The organism is Streptomyces sp. ISL-1, from assembly GCF_018614585.1.
Lineage (GTDB): Bacteria > Actinomycetota > Actinomycetes > Streptomycetales > Streptomycetaceae > Streptomyces > Streptomyces maoxianensis.
On the sequence record NZ_JAGGOI010000026.1, the window covers coordinates 38,578 to 54,542 of the forward strand.

17 protein-coding genes and 6 tRNA genes are annotated in these 15,965 nt (G+C 71.9%); 13 read left to right on the top strand and 10 right to left on the bottom strand.

Features of this window, described 5'->3' with window-relative positions; translation table 11 throughout:
* Positions 1 to 82 precede the first annotated feature (82 nt).
* Together cobA and J7E87_RS19125 are read left to right on the top strand one after the other, a co-directional pair.
* The gene (gene cobA / locus J7E87_RS19120) at positions 83 to 1,321 is read left to right on the top strand and encodes a uroporphyrinogen-III C-methyltransferase (RefSeq protein ID WP_215095556.1); all 1,239 of its coding nucleotides are present in this window, start codon (positions 83 to 85) and stop codon (positions 1,319 to 1,321) included.
* A 70-nt stretch (positions 1,322 to 1,391) separates the two neighbouring features.
* A complete protein-coding gene (locus J7E87_RS19125; RefSeq protein WP_215095558.1) occupies positions 1,392 to 2,240 on the top strand; it encodes an RNA methyltransferase in 849 nt (282 codons plus the stop codon).
* Between the two features lie 105 nt (positions 2,241 to 2,345).
* Here J7E87_RS19125 and J7E87_RS19130 read toward each other — a convergent pair whose 3' ends face one another.
* Positions 2,346 to 3,518, bottom strand: coding sequence for a serine/threonine-protein kinase (locus J7E87_RS19130; RefSeq protein WP_215095560.1), 1,173 nt, complete (start codon positions 3,516 to 3,518; stop codon positions 2,346 to 2,348).
* Positions 3,519 to 3,751: 233 nt separating this feature from the next.
* Here J7E87_RS19130 and J7E87_RS19135 point away from each other — a divergent pair, with 233 nt between their 5' ends.
* The 4 genes from J7E87_RS19135 to J7E87_RS19150 all read left to right on the top strand — a co-directional run bounded on the left by J7E87_RS19135 (position 3,752) and on the right by J7E87_RS19150 (position 5,962).
* Positions 3,752 to 4,009: a hypothetical protein gene (locus tag J7E87_RS19135; protein WP_215095562.1), complete on the top strand. Its 258-nt coding sequence runs from the start codon at positions 3,752 to 3,754 to the stop codon at positions 4,007 to 4,009.
* A gap of 189 nt (positions 4,010 to 4,198) precedes the next feature.
* On the top strand, positions 4,199 to 4,405 hold the full coding sequence (locus J7E87_RS19140; RefSeq protein ID WP_215095564.1) for a hypothetical protein: 207 nt from the start codon (positions 4,199 to 4,201) through the stop codon (positions 4,403 to 4,405).
* Between the two features lie 241 nt (positions 4,406 to 4,646).
* Entirely contained in the window at positions 4,647 to 5,612 is a 966-nt protein-coding gene (locus J7E87_RS19145; RefSeq protein ID WP_215095566.1) for an aminoglycoside phosphotransferase family protein, read from the top strand.
* Positions 5,613 to 5,680: 68 nt separating this feature from the next.
* The gene (locus tag J7E87_RS19150; RefSeq protein WP_215095568.1) at positions 5,681 to 5,962 is read left to right on the top strand and encodes a zf-TFIIB domain-containing protein; all 282 of its coding nucleotides are present in this window, start codon (positions 5,681 to 5,683) and stop codon (positions 5,960 to 5,962) included.
* 223 nt (positions 5,963 to 6,185) lie between these two features.
* Here the strand turns inward: J7E87_RS19150 and J7E87_RS19155 are convergent.
* The 5 genes from J7E87_RS19155 to J7E87_RS19175 form a co-directional block, all read right to left on the bottom strand.
* Positions 6,186 to 6,260, bottom strand: a tRNA-Val gene (locus J7E87_RS19155).
* A gap of 24 nt (positions 6,261 to 6,284) precedes the next feature.
* Positions 6,285 to 6,356, bottom strand: a tRNA-Val gene (locus tag J7E87_RS19160).
* 47 nt (positions 6,357 to 6,403) lie between these two features.
* Positions 6,404 to 6,475 (bottom strand) — tRNA-Val (locus tag J7E87_RS19165).
* A 1-nt stretch (position 6,476) separates the two neighbouring features.
* Positions 6,477 to 6,550, bottom strand: a tRNA-Cys gene (locus J7E87_RS19170).
* Positions 6,551 to 6,583: 33 nt separating this feature from the next.
* A tRNA-Gly gene (locus tag J7E87_RS19175) sits at positions 6,584 to 6,656 on the bottom strand.
* Positions 6,657 to 6,801: 145 nt separating this feature from the next.
* On the opposite strand from J7E87_RS19175, the gene J7E87_RS19180 reads away from it, so the two are divergent.
* The 3 genes from J7E87_RS19180 to J7E87_RS19190 all read left to right on the top strand — a co-directional run bounded on the left by J7E87_RS19180 (position 6,802) and on the right by J7E87_RS19190 (position 9,642).
* Positions 6,802 to 7,857 carry a chorismate-binding protein gene (locus tag J7E87_RS19180; RefSeq protein ID WP_215095570.1) on the top strand — a complete coding sequence of 352 codons (1,056 nt, stop codon included), beginning with the start codon at positions 6,802 to 6,804 and terminating at the stop codon, positions 7,855 to 7,857.
* Positions 7,858 to 8,688, top strand: a complete 831-nt coding sequence (locus J7E87_RS19185; protein ID WP_215095572.1) for an aminotransferase class IV — start codon at positions 7,858 to 7,860, stop codon at positions 8,686 to 8,688.
* 114 nt (positions 8,689 to 8,802) lie between these two features.
* Positions 8,803 to 9,642 (top strand): GNAT family N-acetyltransferase, encoded by an 840-nt coding sequence (locus J7E87_RS19190; protein WP_215095574.1) that lies wholly within the window; start codon positions 8,803 to 8,805, stop codon positions 9,640 to 9,642.
* Positions 9,643 to 9,669: 27 nt separating this feature from the next.
* Here J7E87_RS19190 and J7E87_RS19195 read toward each other — a convergent pair whose 3' ends face one another.
* Entirely contained in the window at positions 9,670 to 10,200 is a 531-nt protein-coding gene (locus J7E87_RS19195; RefSeq protein ID WP_215095576.1) for a DsbA family protein, read from the bottom strand.
* A gap of 166 nt (positions 10,201 to 10,366) precedes the next feature.
* Here J7E87_RS19195 and J7E87_RS19200 point away from each other — a divergent pair, with 166 nt between their 5' ends.
* On the top strand, positions 10,367 to 10,810 hold the full coding sequence (locus tag J7E87_RS19200) for a hypothetical protein (RefSeq protein WP_215095578.1): 444 nt from the start codon (positions 10,367 to 10,369) through the stop codon (positions 10,808 to 10,810).
* 152 nt (positions 10,811 to 10,962) lie between these two features.
* Positions 10,963 to 11,115, top strand: coding sequence for a hypothetical protein (locus J7E87_RS19205; protein ID WP_215095580.1), 153 nt, complete (start codon positions 10,963 to 10,965; stop codon positions 11,113 to 11,115).
* Positions 11,116 to 11,118: 3 nt separating this feature from the next.
* On the opposite strand, the gene J7E87_RS19210 is transcribed toward J7E87_RS19205, so the two are convergent.
* Complete coding sequence (locus J7E87_RS19210; protein ID WP_215095583.1) at positions 11,119 to 11,676, bottom strand: CGNR zinc finger domain-containing protein; 558 nt, start codon at positions 11,674 to 11,676, stop codon at positions 11,119 to 11,121.
* 191 nt (positions 11,677 to 11,867) lie between these two features.
* Positions 11,868 to 12,281, bottom strand: a complete 414-nt coding sequence (locus J7E87_RS19215) for an SsgA family sporulation/cell division regulator (RefSeq protein ID WP_003959770.1) — start codon at positions 12,279 to 12,281, stop codon at positions 11,868 to 11,870.
* A 189-nt stretch (positions 12,282 to 12,470) separates the two neighbouring features.
* Between J7E87_RS19215 and J7E87_RS19220 the strand changes: the two genes are divergently transcribed.
* Positions 12,471 to 12,926: a TIGR02611 family protein gene (locus J7E87_RS19220; RefSeq protein ID WP_215095585.1), complete on the top strand. Its 456-nt coding sequence runs from the start codon at positions 12,471 to 12,473 to the stop codon at positions 12,924 to 12,926.
* A 54-nt stretch (positions 12,927 to 12,980) separates the two neighbouring features.
* A tRNA-Val gene (locus J7E87_RS19225) sits at positions 12,981 to 13,052 on the top strand.
* A 57-nt stretch (positions 13,053 to 13,109) separates the two neighbouring features.
* Here the strand turns inward: J7E87_RS19225 and J7E87_RS19230 are convergent.
* Positions 13,110 to 15,893, bottom strand: coding sequence for an SCO7613 C-terminal domain-containing membrane protein (locus tag J7E87_RS19230; RefSeq protein ID WP_215095587.1), 2,784 nt, complete (start codon positions 15,891 to 15,893; stop codon positions 13,110 to 13,112).
* Positions 15,894 to 15,965 lie beyond the last annotated feature (72 nt).

A 15,965-nucleotide genomic window follows, 5' to 3' on the forward strand; every position in this document is an offset into this window, starting at 1 on the left:
CTTCGCACCCCACCCCACCAGCCGCTTCACCGCCGCAGCGGCTCCGTACACGCACCACCCCGCCCGAGGAGCCCGCACCGTCATGGCCGAGCACGCCGAGCACCCCGCTTATCCCGTCGGACTCCGCCTGACCGGACGCCGCGTCGTCGTACTCGGCGGTGGCCAGGTCGCCCAGCGTCGGCTCCCCGCGCTCATCGCGGCCGGCGCCGACATCGTCCTCGTGTCACCGGACGCGACCCCCTCCGTCGAGGCGATGGCCGAGGCCGGCGAGATCCGGTGGGAGCGCCGTCCGTACGCCGAGGGCGACCTCTCCGACGCCTGGTACGCACTCATCGCCACCCCCGACGCCGAGGCGAACGAGTGTGCCTCCGCCGAGGCCGAGCGCAGCCGCACCTGGTGCGTACGCTCCGACGACGCGAGCGCCGCCACCGCCTGGACCCCGGCCACCGGGCGGTCCGAGGGCGTGACCGTCGCGGTGCTGACCGGGCGCGACCCCCGCCGGTCCGCCGCGGTGCGCGACGCCATCGTCGAGGGCCTGCGCGACGGCACGCTCGCCGCCCCCCACCACCGCACCAGGACGCCCGGCGTGGCCCTCGTCGGCGGCGGTCCCGGCGACCCGGACCTGATCACCGTCCGCGGCCGCCGCCTCCTCGCCGAGGCGGACGTCGTCATCGCCGACCGCCTCGGCCCGCGCGACCTTCTCGACGAACTCCCGCCCCACGTTGAGGTGATCGACGCCGCGAAGATCCCATACGGCCGCTACATGGCCCAGGAGGCCATCAACAACGCCCTGATCGAGCATGCGAAGGCGGGCAAGGCCGTCGTACGCCTCAAGGGCGGCGACCCCTTCGTCTTCGGCCGTGGCATGGAAGAGGCCCAGGCCCTCGCCGAGGCCGGCATCCCGTGCACGGTCGTCCCCGGCATCTCCAGCTCCATCAGCGTCCCCGGCGCCGTCGGCATCCCGGTCACCCACCGTGGTGTCGCGCACGAGTTCACGGTGATCAGCGGCCATGTCGCCCCGGACGACGAGCGTTCGCTGGTCGACTGGGCGTCCGTCGCAAGGCTCCGTGGCACGCTCGTCGTCCTGATGGGAGTCGACAAGATCGGCGCGATCGCGCAGACCCTCATCGCCCACGGCAAGAGCCCCGAGACCCCCGTGGCCCTCGTCCAGGAGGGCACCACCGCCGCCCAGCGCCGCGTCGACGCCACCCTGGCGACCGTGGCCGAGACGGTGCGGACCGAGGACGTACGCCCGCCGGCGGTCATTGTGATCGGCGAAGTCGTCACTGTCGGCCCGCAGGGCGCACGGCGCGACGCCTGACATGTAACCGCAAGTAACCGAACTGCGCCCAGCCGTTGGCACCACACCCAGGAGAAGGCAGTATCACCCTGTGGCCGATCTCATCACTGTCGAGGACCCCGACGACCCACGCCTGCGCGACTACACGGGCCTGACCGACGTCGAGCTCCGGCGCAGGCGTGAGCCCGCGGAAGGCCTGTTCATCGCCGAGGGCGAAAAGGTCATCCGACGGGCCAAGGACGCCGGTTACGAGATGCGGTCGATGCTGCTCTCGGCCAAGTGGGTCGATGTGATGCGCGATGTCATAGACGAGCTCCCGGCGCCCGTGTACGCGGTGAGCCCCGAGCTCGCCGAACGCGTCACCGGCTACCACGTGCACCGCGGCGCGCTCGCCTCCATGCAGCGCAAACCCCTCTCTACGGCCGACGATCTGCTCCAGTCGGCCCGTCGCCCGATCGCCATGGAGTCGGTCAACGCAGGTCAGCGCGTTGCCGTGTTCGAAGATATCGTCGATCACGCCAATCTCGGGGCCGCCTTCCGCAATGCGGCAGCCCTCGGAGTCGACGCGGTGCTGCTTACTCCGCGATGCGCCGACCCCCTCTACCGGCGGGCTGTGAAGGTCTCAATGGGGGCCGTCTTCCAGGTCCCGTGGACCCGGCTGGAGTCCTGGCCGAAGGACGTCGAGCTTCTCCGGACCCACGGATTCACCACCGCCGCACTCTGCCTCAGTGGCCAGTCGATCACCATCGACGAACTCGCCTCGCGGAACATCGAGAAGCTGGCCCTCATCTTCGGCACCGAGGGAGACGGACTCACGCCCGAGGCTCTCATCGCGGCCGACGAGCATGTCCGCATCCCGATGGACGCCGGGGTCGACTCCCTGAACGTGGCCGCCGCCTCTGCCGTCGCCTTCTACGCCACGCGGTGGAGGTCTGCCTGACCCCGGAAGACCGAGGGCTGTTCGACGTGCCCGCCGCGTCCGCGACCATCGGCGCCGGACGGGAATGAGTCAGGAACAGCTCGCCGAAGCGGCGCGCCGGCCGGCCTACAGCTGCTGGGCCGCCGCGATCCCCAGGGCCACGATGAGCGTCACCACGAAGAAGACGATGATGCGCTGCCGCAGCAGCCGCGGGTTGGCGGGCCGCCGCCCGACCGATGTGGTGCGGACGCCGGGCCTGGTGCCCTGACGCCCGTTCGTACGGGAGGTGTTGCGCGGCGGCTGGGGGCGGGTGCCGCCGGTGCGCGAGGGCCGCGGGCGAGGCGCGGGCGTACCCGCCGTACGCCGCTCCGTCCGCCCTGTGCGTTCGGTCCGCTCCGTCCGTTCCGTGTAGCGCGAGGTCGGACGGTCCTGCTCGATGCGCTCCCGCTGGACCGGAGGCCGCCCCTCGGACAGCCCCTGGGCCTCCCGTGCCGCGATCTCCTTGAGCCGCATTGACAGTTGCAGCGTGCTCGGGCGTTCCTCGGGATCCTTCGCCAGACAGGCCTGGACGAGCGGAGCCAGCGCGTCCGGGACCCCGTACAGCTGCGGCTCCTCATGCACGACCCGGTACAGCATGACCTCCGAACTGCCGTGTCCGAAGGGCGAGTCGGCCGTCGCCGCGTACGCGAGGGTGGCGCCCAGCGCGAAGACGTCCGTGGCCGGCGTGACCGCGGCGCCGCGCACCTGCTCCGGCGCGAGGAAACCGGGCGAGCCCACCGCGGTGCCGACATGGGTCAGCGTGCTCGCGCCGGTCGCCCAGGCGATGCCGAAGTCGATGATCCGGGGGCCTTTGGGGGAGAGCAGGATGTTCGACGGTTTCAGATCCCGGTGTACGACACCGGCCTCGTGCACGGCGACCAGGCCCTCGGAGAGCGCGGCGCCGATCGAGGCCACCTCGGCGGCCGGCAGCGTGCCGTCCTCGGCGACCTTGTCGTGCAGGGAGGGACCGGGTACGTACTGGGTGGCGAACCACGGGCGGTCCGCCTCGAGATCGGCGGCCACCAGCCGTGCCGTACAGCCGCCGCGGATCCGCCGTGCGGCGGACACCTCGCGTGCGAACCGCGATCTGAACTCCTGGTCCTCGGCCAGATCCGGCCGGATCACCTTCAGCGCGACGCGCTGTCCGCGGCGGTCCGAGCCCAGGTAGACAACGCCCATGCCACCCGCGCCGAGCCGCCGGTGAAGCCTGAACGAGCCGACGACACGCGGATCCTCGCGCCGGAGCCGCATCATCGCCATGTCCGTCCCCTACCTACGGTGGGGAGACCCCACTCCCGCTGCCACGGTCGTCCGTTTGACGTGGCACAGCTTACGTACCCCCGACCCGGTGTGCTCATAGGCCGCGCCCTCGCGGCCCGACCGATTGTCAGTGCCGGGTGGGAAACTTGAAGAGTGGTCAGGGGATGGCGGATCCGTCGCCCCCGGGCCCGTGCGAGATCTCAAAGGTCCGTCGCAGAAGGGGGATTGGATCAGTGAAGGGTGACCGCGTGGAGATAGTCGTGGACGCGGGAGACACGACTCGTACCTACGAAGTGGTGGCAAGCCGGGCGGGTCGCAGGGTCGAGACCGCGGTGCGCAGGGGGGTGGTGGAAGTGAGCGAAGTCACCCGCAGCGGTGGGGTGGTGCGCACGGCCCGCTTCATGGCCACCCGGGTGCTGGCGCTGGTCGAGCAGCCGGTACCGCGGGAGGACTCCTCGGAACGTCCCCTCCGGGAAGACCCCAAGGCATAGGGCGGCGTCTCCACCCTGGGGAGTACGTCGCTGGGTGGTGGCTCATCCTCCGGGAGGCCCGGCAATCGGTACGCGGGCATGACGACCGGGCCCTGTCGCTTCCCTAATCTTGAAGTCAAGCGGCGGGTGGAGCACTCGTCCCCCGAGGTCAGACACCCGCCGCTGCCCATACAAAACAGGAGAGGGACCATGGCGGACACGGCATCGCGGACCATCATCCGCACGCAGGGGCGCAAGGCATTCGCCGCGTTCGGCGACCGCCCGTCAGGCAGGCGTCACCCGTTGGTGGCGACGGCCATGGTCCTTCCTCTGGCGGCACTGCTCGTGGTCGCCTTCGGCGGCTGGGAAGCGGTAGTCACACAAGCGTCGTCCGTGGGCGTGATGCTGGGGCGCTGAGCGGCGCCCTGGGCCCGGAAGAGCGGTCCGGGCCGGGGACATCCGGCCAACAACCCCGTGGGGACGGGGGTGCGGCGGACGGCAGCGTTTGGCCGGTCAGCTGGGGAGCTGACCGGCCATCGCGCTGCCCGCTTTCATTCGCGCCTTCGCGCGATGCGGCCGTCCTGGAGGTCAGAGGAAACACCCCCCGCCCCACCGCGTACTCTCCAGCCGGACCGCACCGCAACCCCGGGGGGACACCGTGACCGCATCCGTCGTACGCGCGCTCGCCGACGCCGCCCGCGACGCCGCGCATCTGCCAGGTCCGCGCGCGGCCTGCCGGGCCTGCGGGCGGGACGAGGCCGTGCTCGCGGACCGGGCCGACGGCGCCGTCGTACGGCACGGGGAAGCCGTCGCCAAGGCGCACGCACCCGGCACCGACCCGAACGGACACCGCGCCCGCATCGCCGTCGCCGCGCACCCCCGCCTCGCCGGGATCCTGCTTCCACCGCTCCCGCTCCGGGTACGGGATGTGTGCGGCCGCCCCGTCACGGCCTGGCCGTACGGCGTGCCCGTGGACGCCGCGGACCCCGACGCCGCCCCCTGGGAGGACGCCGCGGTGTTGCTGGCCCGGCTCCACCGCGTCGAGCCCGCCGCACTCCCCGGCCCCATCCCGCCCATGCGCGGCCCCGCCAAGGCCGCCCGGGCCCTCGCGCGGATGCGCGCCGCCGCGGCGGACCACCCCGCGGCCGCCACCGTCGAACGGGCCTGGGAGCGGCTCCCCGCCTGGGCCCGCGACGAGGCCGAATCGCCCCGCAGAAGCGCCCTTTGCCACGGCGACCTCCACCTCGGCCAGCTCGTCCGTCACCCCGCCCCCGCCGGCCCCTGGCTGCTGATCGACGTCGACGATCTCGGCCTCGGCGATCCCGCCTGGGACCTGGCCCGCCCCGCCGCCTGGTACGCCGCCGGTCTGCTGCCCCCAGAAATCTGGCAGCGGTTCCTCGGGGCGTACAGCGCCGCAGACGGCCCGGCGGTCCGGGCAGGCGCCGACCCCTGGCCCCAACTCGACGTCCCCGCCCGCGCGCTGACCGTCCAGACCGCCGCCCTCGCCCTGGCGAAATCCGCCGCGGAACATCGCGATCCGGACGACGTCGAGCAGGCCGTGATCGACGCCTGCGCCCGAATCGCGTGCCTCCCACCCGAGTTGGAGTTCGAGCCTCCGTCGTAGTCTGAACTCCTCGTCACCGGGCATGCATCCCGGCGACGTCGACCGAACGGCGAGGAGCTGAGCAGACCATGCAGTGTCCCAAGTGCCATGCAGCGATGCACACGTACAACCGCAACGGCGTCCAGATCGAGCAGTGCAGCGGCTGCCGGGGGATATTCCTCGACTACGGCGAGCTGGAGTCCCTCACCCGCCTCGAGTCGCAGTGGACCCAGGCTCCGCCCCCGCCGTCCGCCCCGCAGGCCTACCCGTCCGCCCCCGCGCCCGCTTGGGGCGCCCCGCAGCACCATGGCGGACACCACGGCGGGCACCACCGCCAGAAGAGCTTCGGCCGGATGCTCTTCTCCTCCTGAACCGCCTGCTGATCCGCCACGTGACGGCGACCTGAGCCGCCACGTCTGACGGCCACCTGAACCACTCCTGAATCCCCGCTGCGGGCCCGGGCACTCCACCCGGGCCCGCGGCGGCCGGCTGCTCACCGCCGGTCCGCCGCCGGTAGCTCGTCACGGGGTGAGGGACGGGCCGACCCCCGTAACGACAAAACCCCCGGCCGTGGATGCGGCCGGGGGTTTTGGCTGGTGCGCGATACTGGGATTGAACCAGTGACCTCTTCCGTGTCAGGGAAGCGCTCTCCCGCTGAGCTAATCGCGCGGGACGATCTTGTGTTGTATTGCGTGCGCGATACTGGGATTGAACCAGTGACCTCTTCCGTGTCAGGGAAGCGCTCTCCCGCTGAGCTAATCGCGCCGGGTTCCCCGTGCCGAAGACCAGGGAGAGAATCCTCGCGGATCCAGTGGACGATACTGGGATTGAACCAGTGACCTCTTCCGTGTCAGGGAAGCGCTCTCCCGCTGAGCTAATCGTCCTTGGAGGTGGAGACGGGATTTGAACCCGTGTAGACGGCTTTGCAGGCCGTTGCCTCGCCTCTCGGCCACTCCACCCTGAATGCAGGGGTTCGGGATGATCCCCCATCGAGCGGACGACGAGATTCGAACTCGCGACCCTCACCTTGGCAAGGTGATGCTCTACCAACTGAGCCACGTCCGCATGTCGGTTCCGGCCCGCTCCCGCGTGCCGGCGACGTGGTGAACTCTAGCGGATTAGTGGGCCAGCACAAAAACGCGTTTCCGCAGCGTGCTGAGGTGTGTTCACGCCGCAGCGGCTCATCGGCGCCCGCCATAGACTCGCAGACGTGCATGACCTCGCTCCTTTGGCCCGCTTCGGCAGCCTCGTCGCATCAGACCTCCGGGATGTCACCAGCGACCCCGAAGCGCTCGACTCCGCCGGCTTCTGGGCCGTCGCCGCAGACTTCGAGGGTGGTCTGACCTGCGCACGCTTCGGCGATGTGCGTACGGAGCCGGTGCCCGATCCCGTCCCGGGGCGCTGGCGGGGCCCGTCGGCGGACGACTGGACGTCAACGCTGGACCGCGCCGCGTACTGCGCCGGCGTCCGGCGCATTCGTGAGCTCATAGCGGCGGGCGAGGTCTATCAGGCGAACCTCTGCCGAATTCTCTCCGCGCCGCTGCCCGACCGGGACGCCACCGACGTCGACGCGCTGACCGCCCTGCTGGCACGCGGCAACCCCGCCCCGTACGCCGGAACCATCCGGCTGCCCGAGCACGGAGTGGAGATCGCCAGCGCCTCGCCAGAGCTGTATCTGCGCCGGGACGGGCACACCGTCGAGTCCGGGCCGATCAAAGGCACCGGACGCACCGTCGAGGATCTGCTGGAGAAGGACCACGCGGAGAACGTGATGATCGTGGACCTGGTCCGCAACGACCTGGGGCGGGTCTGCGCCACGGGCACGGTGACCGTCCCCGCGCTGTGCGCGGTCGAGGCGCATCCAGGCCTTGTGCACCTCGTCTCCACCGTGCGCGGGGAGCTGGGGCCCAAGGCGGGCTGGCAGCAGCTGCTGGCCGCCACCTTCCCGCCGGGCTCGGTGACCGGCGCGCCCAAGTCCAGTGCCCTGAAGATCATCGAGTCGCTGGAGACGGCGCCCCGCGGACCGTACTGCGGAGGCATCGGCTGGGTCGACGCCGACCGCGGCACCGGCGAGCTCGCCGTCGGCATACGCACCTTCTGGATCGACCGGACCCGGGCCGGCGGGCCGGTGCTCCGCTTCGGCACCGGCGCCGGGATCACCTGGGGCTCCGACCCCGAGGGCGAGTGGGAGGAGACCGAGCTGAAGGCTTCCCGGCTGCTCGCGGTAGCGTCGGGAGTGTACGAAGCGAGCGGAAGGACCAGCTAGATGAAGCTTTGGGTCAATGGCGCACTCACGGACGCTGACGACGCCCGGGTGTCGGTGTTCGACCACGGTCTGACCGTGGGCGACGGCATCTTCGAGACGGTCAAGGCCGTCCACGGGCAGCCCTTTGCCCTCACCCAGCACCTCGACCGGCTTACCCGCTCGGCCCGCGGTCTCGGCCTGCCGGACCCGGACCATGACGAGGTGCGCCGCGCCTGCGCGGCGGTGCTGGAAGCCAACCCCGCGGCCCTTGGCCGGCTGCGCATCACGTACACCGGCGGCACCTCGCCCCTCGGCTCCGACCGCGGCACCGCGGGTCCGACCCTCGTCGTCGCGCTCGGCGAGACCAAGCGCCGCCCCGACGCCACGGCCGTGATCACTGTTCCCTGGACGCGCAATGAGCGTGGTGCGCTGGCCGGGCTGAAGACGACGTCGTACGCGGAGAATGTCGTCGCACTCGCCAGGGCGAGCGAACAGGGCGCGTCCGAGGCGCTCTTCGCCAACACCGTCGGACAGCTCTGCGAGGGCACCGGCGCCAATGTCTTCGTCGTACTCGACGGCGAGCTGTACACCCCGCCCGTCTCCTCCGGCTGTCTGGCGGGCATCACCCGCGCGATGACCGTGGAATGGACGGGGGCCAGGGAGACCGACCTGCCGTTCGACGTGCTGGACCGGGCCGATGAGGTCTTCCTTACGTCCACCCTCCGCGACGTACAGGCGGTGCGGCGGATCGACGGGCGACAGCTGGCGGACGCGCCGGGACCGGTGACCGCCAAGGCGATGCGGATCTTCGACGAGCGCTCGGCCGCCGACAGCGATCCGAAGGCTCCGTAGCCGAGGTTTCCCCAGGGGCGCTTTGGCCCAGAGGCGCTCCGCGGCGGGCCGGACTCCCGGCCGGACCGGCAAAACCGCGTGACGTGGGGCCGCAGGGCAGGTACAACACCCCTGATGACCACCACTCTGCGGCCGACCGGGCCGCTTCAGCGCGAGGCGGACGGCGCACGATCGCGTTCGTACGAGGTCTGTGTGAACAGCCGCCCCGTCGGCACGATCGAGATCGCCACCTTCCCCGCACTCAGCGCCACGGCCGGCACCATCCGCTCGCTCCGTATCGACGAGGCTGACCGTCGGCGCGGGCGGGGGACCGTCGCCGCGCTCGCCGCCGAGGAAGTGCTGCGCGGCTGGGGCTGCACCCAGGTGCTGGTCTCCGTGCCGCCGGAAGCCACCGCCGCCACACGTCTCGCGACCGCCCTCGGCTACACCGAGCGCAGCCGCAACATGCTCAAGGAGCTGCCGGAAGAGCCGCCTGCCCTGCCTGCGCAGGTCGAGGGCCGCCCGATGACCGAGGCGGAGTTCGGGCGGTGGTTGGCCACGGCTGTCGAGACGTACGCGCGGAGCTGGATCGACCGCGGAGTTCCGGCGGACGAGGCGCGCGCCAAGTCGGCGGCCGAACACCGCAAGGGCCTGCCCGACGGCCTCGCCAGCCCCGGGACCTGGCTCGGTGTCCTGGTCCACGACGGCGTTGCCGTGGGCCACCTGTTCGTCGGCCGGCGCGAGGTGCGCCCCGGCGAGCTCGGTGCGTACGTGTACGACGTCGAGGTCGCCGAAGGACAGCGCGGGCACGGACACGGGCGGTCCCTGATGCTGCTCGCCGAACGCGTCGCGCTGGACGCCGGGCTGCGTCTGCTCGGACTGCATGTCTTCGCGGACAACACGCCAGCGGTCAGGCTCTACGAGTCACTCGGCTACGGAACGACCGACGTCAATTCCTTCAAGCAACTGCTCTGAAAGCAAGCAACTGCTCTGAAAGATGCCTCAGGCGCCGGATCCGGAGTCCGCCTCGGCGAGCAGCCGGTCGGCGATCTCCTCGATGCGCGCCCGCAGCCCCTCCTGGCTCTTGCCGCCGTCGAGGCGCTGATCGTCGATGACGTACGTCGGCGTACCGGTGACGCCGATCGCCTTGCCCTCGGCGTGGTCCGCGTCGACGACCAGGATGTGCCGCCCGTCGACCAGGGCGGTGTCCAACTCCTCCGCGTCCAGGCCCAGTTCACGCGCGACCTCCAGCAGGAACGGCTCGCCCTTCGCCGCCAGCTCCTCGGTACGCGCGAGCGTGGCCTCCACATACGGCCAGCCCTTGCCCTGCTCGGCAGCCTCTTCCGCCGCCTGGGCGGCGGCGAAGGAATGCTTGTGCTTTTCGAGGGGGAAGTGCCGCAGCCGCAGCTCCAGCCGGTCGCCGTAGCGCTCACGCAGGGCTCGCAGATCCTCCAGGGCGCTGCGGCAGTCGGGGCACTGGAGCTCGCACCAGACGTCGAGTACGACGGGGCGGGCGGTCGTGGAGTCGCTCATGGGACCAGTCTCCCAGCCTTCCGGCGCGGTCCCCGACCGGGACCTGCGGAGGAGGCCGTCCCGGAGATCTCCCTGAGGTCTGCGGGACCATGGCCCGTATGCCGCCGGACGGTGCACGATGGATGGGGACGTACCCGCCCATGCCCGCCGAAGCCTGGAGGACCGGATGATTGCAGAGACGATTTTGTCCGCGGTGTCCGCGGCGGGCCTGGGCATCGCCGCGGTGACGGCGTACCGCAAGCGTTTCCTTGCCGCGACCCGGATAGCCGCCTACTCCCTGATCCCGATCGGCCTGGTGCTGACCGGCGTCGTGGAATGGGCCGTCGACACGGCATTCAGTCCGTCCGCGTGGCTCGGCTTCGGCCTGCTGGGCGGCGCGTGGCTACTCTTGATGACGACCCGTGCCGTCGAACGGCGCGGCGGCGGGACCCGCAAGGAGCGCAAGGCCGCGAAGTCGGCGCAGCGCGAGGCGGTCGCGCCCGGGGCGTCGGCGCCCTCGGCCGGGCAGGCCGTCCTTCCGGCAGGACAGCCCGTGGCGAAGCCGAAGGCGGCCGGTTCCGGCGACGACTTCAGCGACATCGAGGCGATCCTGAAGAAGCACGGCATCTAGCACGGCGTCCAGCACGCATCCGGCGCGAGGTCCGGCGCGAGATCCGGCGCGAGATCCGGACGGGATCCAGTGCGAAATGCGAATGAACTCCCGCAGTCGCGGGGCGTGTTGGTCGATCATGACGGGCCGGGCTGCGACATCATCACCCCGAGATGCTCGATACCTCCCGGGGCCAGGCCCCCGCACCGACCGAAGAGCCGCGTGGCTGCCTCTTCGCGCTCTCCCAGCCACCCCTGATGATCTTTCTCGCGGTGATCGGCTTCTTGCTGCTGATGGCCGCGGTACACGATCTCTTCCTGCTGTGAGCCTCAGCCGGCCGCTTCCTTGCGGCGCGCGCGGTACGCGGCGACATGCAGGCGATTGCCGCAGGTGCGGCTGTCGCAGTAGCGGCGCGAGCGGTTACGCGACAGATCGACGAACGCGCGCCCGCAGTCCGGCGCCTCGCACCGCCGCAGCCGCTCCTGCTCGCCCGCCACAACGATGAAGGCCAGGGCCATCCCGCAGTCCGCGGCGAGATGGTCGGCGACCGACGCGCCCGGTGCGAAGTAGTGCACATGCCAGTCGTAGCCGTCATGGTCGGTGAGCTGCGGGGTGGTCCCCGCGGCCGCCACCAGCTCATTGACCAGCTCGGCCGCGGTGCGGCCGTCGGGCGCCGCGAAGATCTCCGCGAACCGGGTCCGTACGTCCTGCACCGCCTTGAGGTCCCGCTGGCTCAGTTCGCCCACGCCGCTGACGGCGTGGCTGTGCACGAAGTCGTGCAGTGCGACGACGTTCGCGAGCCGGTCGCCCTGTTCGCTCTCCGGCGCGGTGTTCACCAGATCGACGACGGTGTCGAGGGCGATCCGGGTGTCGTGGGGAATCAGCACGATTCGCTCCCTGGCCTGCTGCGGGCCGGTGCCCGCCGAATTGCGCTGACTCTAGCGCTTCGCGCCGAGAGCGCATCGGCGCCGTCGCCGCGATGGAATCCGCGGTGACGGCGCCGGTGTGTGCCGTATGTGGTTGTCCGCGCGGCGCCGTCTCCCCGAGTAGGACGGCGCCGTGCAGCTCGCGGCCTGGCTCAGCTTTCGGCCAGGATGTGCGAGAGCTCCGTGTCGAGATCGAAGTGACGATGCTCGGTGCCGGGTGGCACCGCGGCGTCGGTCCGCTTCAGGAACGACTCCAGGGCCCGCGCCGGGGCCTCGAGCAGGGCTTCGCCCTCCGGGGAGCTCAGAGCGATGCAGACGACGCCCTGGCCGTGGCTGCGGGACGGCCAGACTCTGACGTCGCCCGTGCCAGTGGGCCGGTGCAGCCCCTCGGCGAGAAGGTCGCGGGCGAAGACCCACTCGACCGTCTCTTCGGCTCCGGTATGGAAGGTGGCGTGCACGGCATAGGGATCGGCCGTGTCATACCGCAGGCCCGCGGGTACAGGCAGTGAAGACTCGCTCGATACAACGAGGCGCAGGTGCAGCTCGCAGCTGACCGTGGTGTTCATAAGCGCCAGGGCCTTTCGCTCAGTGTGCGCTCGGGGATTCGCACGTCGGCGAAATCGACATGCCACCTACGGTGCCGTTGTAAACCCCTCTGACCGTTTTGTGATCCTTCATGTCGCTCGTATGGCGGTGTCTCGCTTTGCGTCATACGGCCATTCCGGTGACGACGCTCAATCCGGTAGGTTGGGTCCATGAATGCGGAGAGTGACGAGCGGGGTGAGGCTGTCGCCGCGACGGCCCCGGCCCGCGCGACGGGGGACATGGCGGCGCCGGAGCCGGAGCTCGGCTCGAAGGCGCCCCACTTCATCAAGCGGTCCAGGACACTGCACCTGAGCTGGCAGGTCGGCATCTTCATCGTCGGCCTCGGGGTGGTCGGCGCGGGCATCGTGATGCTGCCGCTGCCGGGTCCCGGCTGGCTGGTGATCTTCGGTGGTATGGCGATCTGGGCGACCGAGTTCGTCTGGGCGCAGTTGGTGCTGCGCTGGACCAAGCGCAAGGTGACCGAGGCGGCGCAGCGAGCGCTCGACCCCAGGGTGCGGAGACGGAACATCATCCTCACCACGGTCGGCCTCGTGATCATCGCGGTGTTGGTCGGAATCTACCTGTGGAAGTTCGGGATGGAGATGCCCTGGAAGATCCAGGAGTGACCGGAAAATGGTCTGGGGGACTCGCTGACATGGGGTAATGTTTGCGATGCGCCGGGGCGATTAGCTCAGTGGGAGAGCGCTTCGTTCACACCGAAGAGGTCACTGGTTCGAAACCAGTATCGCCCACCCGGACCGAAGGCCCGGAGACTTGATGTCTCCGGGCCTTCGGCGTTCTCACGGCCCTCAGCGCATGCGGCCGAGGCTGTCGCGGAGCCTGCGGGCGTCACGCAGCCGCTGCTCGTAGGTCGCGCCGACGGCGAGGAGCAGCAGTCCGGCGAGCGCGGGCGGCAACCAGCGGGGGAGTGCGCCGACGACCTGCACGACGTACGGCGCGAGCTCGTGCAGCGCGTCGAGGGCGAGCACGGTGCCGCCGAGCACCAGCAGCGCCTGGAGGCGCAGCCGGGCGCCGGTGAGCGTGAGGGCCAGGGCCGCGAGGCCGAGCAGCAGTGGGCGCAGCCAGTGCTCGTCGCCCCAGGCGGCGAAGAGGCTCGGGAGCAGGGTCGCGGCGAGGCCGGGGCCGTACGCCGTCCAGGACGACGCCTCCGGGTCGCGGCGGCGGCGCAGCACACCGACGGCGAGCGCGGGGAGGGTCACCGGGAGGGTGTACGCCTCGGGGCTCGCGACGTCCGAGGCGTACAGCCGCACCCAGCCGGCCAGGACGAACAGCGCCGTCGCGAGATACCCGGCCGCGGGGCGTCGCTCGGCCCGCACCGCCGTGCCCGCGGCGATCACGCCGCAGAGCGCCAGCACCAGGGCGAGCGTCGGGCGGTCCCCGGCGGCGAGGCCGACCGCGAGCAGGCCCGCGGCGGCGGCCGTGAGCTCCATCGGGAGGGCGACGGGGTGCCGGCGGAGCCGGGCGGCGAGGAGAGCCACGGCGGCGGGGATGGCGAGCATCACCCACGCGGCCTGGTGGGGCGGGAGTTCGACCGCCCCTGCGATGGCACCGAGGAGGGCGGTCGCAAAGCCGGTGGCGGCGCAGGCGAGGACGGCCTGCACGGCGCGTCCGGCCCGTGTCGCGACCGCGGCGGCGGTGAAGGAGGCGGCCAGGGTGGCAAGGACCGCGAACGTGGCCGGGCGCGTGGCCAGGGACAGCAGCGCGACGCTGACGCCGCCTGCGAGGGCACAGCCGAGGCCGACGACAGGGCCCGCCGGGGCGTGCCGCGCGAGCCACGCGGGCCGCACGGTGAGGCCCAGCGCGGCGATGGTCAGGAACACGTGGAGCGCCGCTGTCACGGCGTACCCGAGATCGAGCGCGGGCGGCACCACGAGCAGGGCGGCCCACACGAGCCCGAGGGCCAGGGGAGCGGCGAGGTTACGCAGCCCGGGGCCGGGGACTACCGGGCCGCGGGAAGCCGGCCCCCAGGCGGGCTGGGCGGCTGAGGCCGGGCCGGTTGGCGTGGCCGGGCCAGGGTGCGTCTCCCCGGCGGGCTGGGAGGCTGCGGCCGGGCCGGAAGGCGAGGGCCCGGCGGCCGGGCCGGGGTGGCCCTCCGGGGTGGGCACGCCCTCGGGGCCGGTGGCGTCGCTCGCCCGGCCGGTGGGCGTGGCCGAGGGCTCGGCGGCGTACCCCTCCGGGGATGGGGCCACGGCTGTTCCGGCAGGCGGGGTGGGGCCCTCCGCCGCGGCCGGTCGATGCGCGGCCGTGCCGGCTGCGGCCTGCGGGGCGGTCCCGGCGGGCGCTGCGGGAGGCCCGGTGGGCGGGCCCTCTGCCGTGGGTGACCAGCGGGAGGCCGCCGTCAGCGTCGCTGCCACGATCAGCAGGACCAGTGGTGTCGCCGACAGGACAGACTCCGGGAGGTCCAGGCCCAGTGCCCCGCGGGCGTCGGTCTGCGTGCCCGACCAGATGGAGTCCAGGACCGTCAGCGGGCCCGCCAGGGTGAGGGCGACCAGGGGCAGCGCCGAAAGCGCCGCAGCGGCGTGGACCGCGGCCGACGCGCTGATCAGGCCCGGCTGCAGACGCCGCGGTATCCCCATCCGTACAAGCCCCGACAGGGCCACCGCACACAGCAGATACCCCAGCACCGACCACCTCTCCGGCACCCCTGCCCGAGCCACGCCGCCGACCGCGGCGATCGCCGCGAGGCCCGCTGCAACGGACGCGGCGGTAGCAGCCTCGGGCGACCGCGAAGCCGCGAACAGCGCCACGCCCGCCGCCGTGAGCAGCAGCACGGCCGGGGCCACCGCGGCGAGCGGCGTGGCCGCCGTCACCGACTGCGAGGCGCCGATCAGCAGCGCTGAGCCGCCCGCCGCCGCGGCACCGGTTGTGGCGATTCCCCGGAGACCCGCCCGATTCGCCGACAGCGCGACCACGACATCGAACGCGGCCGTCGCCAGCAGCGCCCACTCCATCGGCGGCGCGCCCGCGGAAGCGGTCAGCGCCCAGAGCACAAGCGGGAGTTGCGCGGTCAGCACGGCAACCGGCAGGGGCGTGCGCAGCCGGTCAAGCGAGAGACCGTACGCGGACCACAGCCCGGCGAGCGCGGCCGAAGCGACGGCCGTGTAGCCCAGCCCGCCGGTGTCCGGCAGCGCCACCCGGTGCAGGGCGTACGCGTCGAGCGCCATCAGGACCAGGCCGAGGCCCGCCACCGCCTCCGCCGTCGAGGCCAGCCCCCGGCGCAGCAGCAGGACCGGCGCGGAGAGTGCCGCGACCGTCACCGCGCCGAGCACCGCTGAGCGCCCGCCGATACCCAAGTGCCCCCAGCTGACCAGCGTGAATGCGATCGCCGCGATGGTCAGCAGAATCCCGCCGAGGGTGAGCAGCAGGTTCTGGACATTCGGCGGGGACGTCTCGGGCGGCGGCGCGCCGAGGGGCCGCGCGACCGGCGCCGGCCGTGCGGCGGGCTGTGACTGCCGTATCGAGGTGAGCAACCAGGCTCTGCGCGCCAGCAACTGGGCCCGGCGGGCATCCAGTTGGACCAGCTCGCGATCGAGGATCGCCAGTTCTTCGGCGGGTGGCGGAACGGTCTCCATGGTCGGAGTGTGGCCCGCGCCACACCGCACGGCATGGGTGCGGATACTCAGATCGCGGGTGAGTACGCCCCT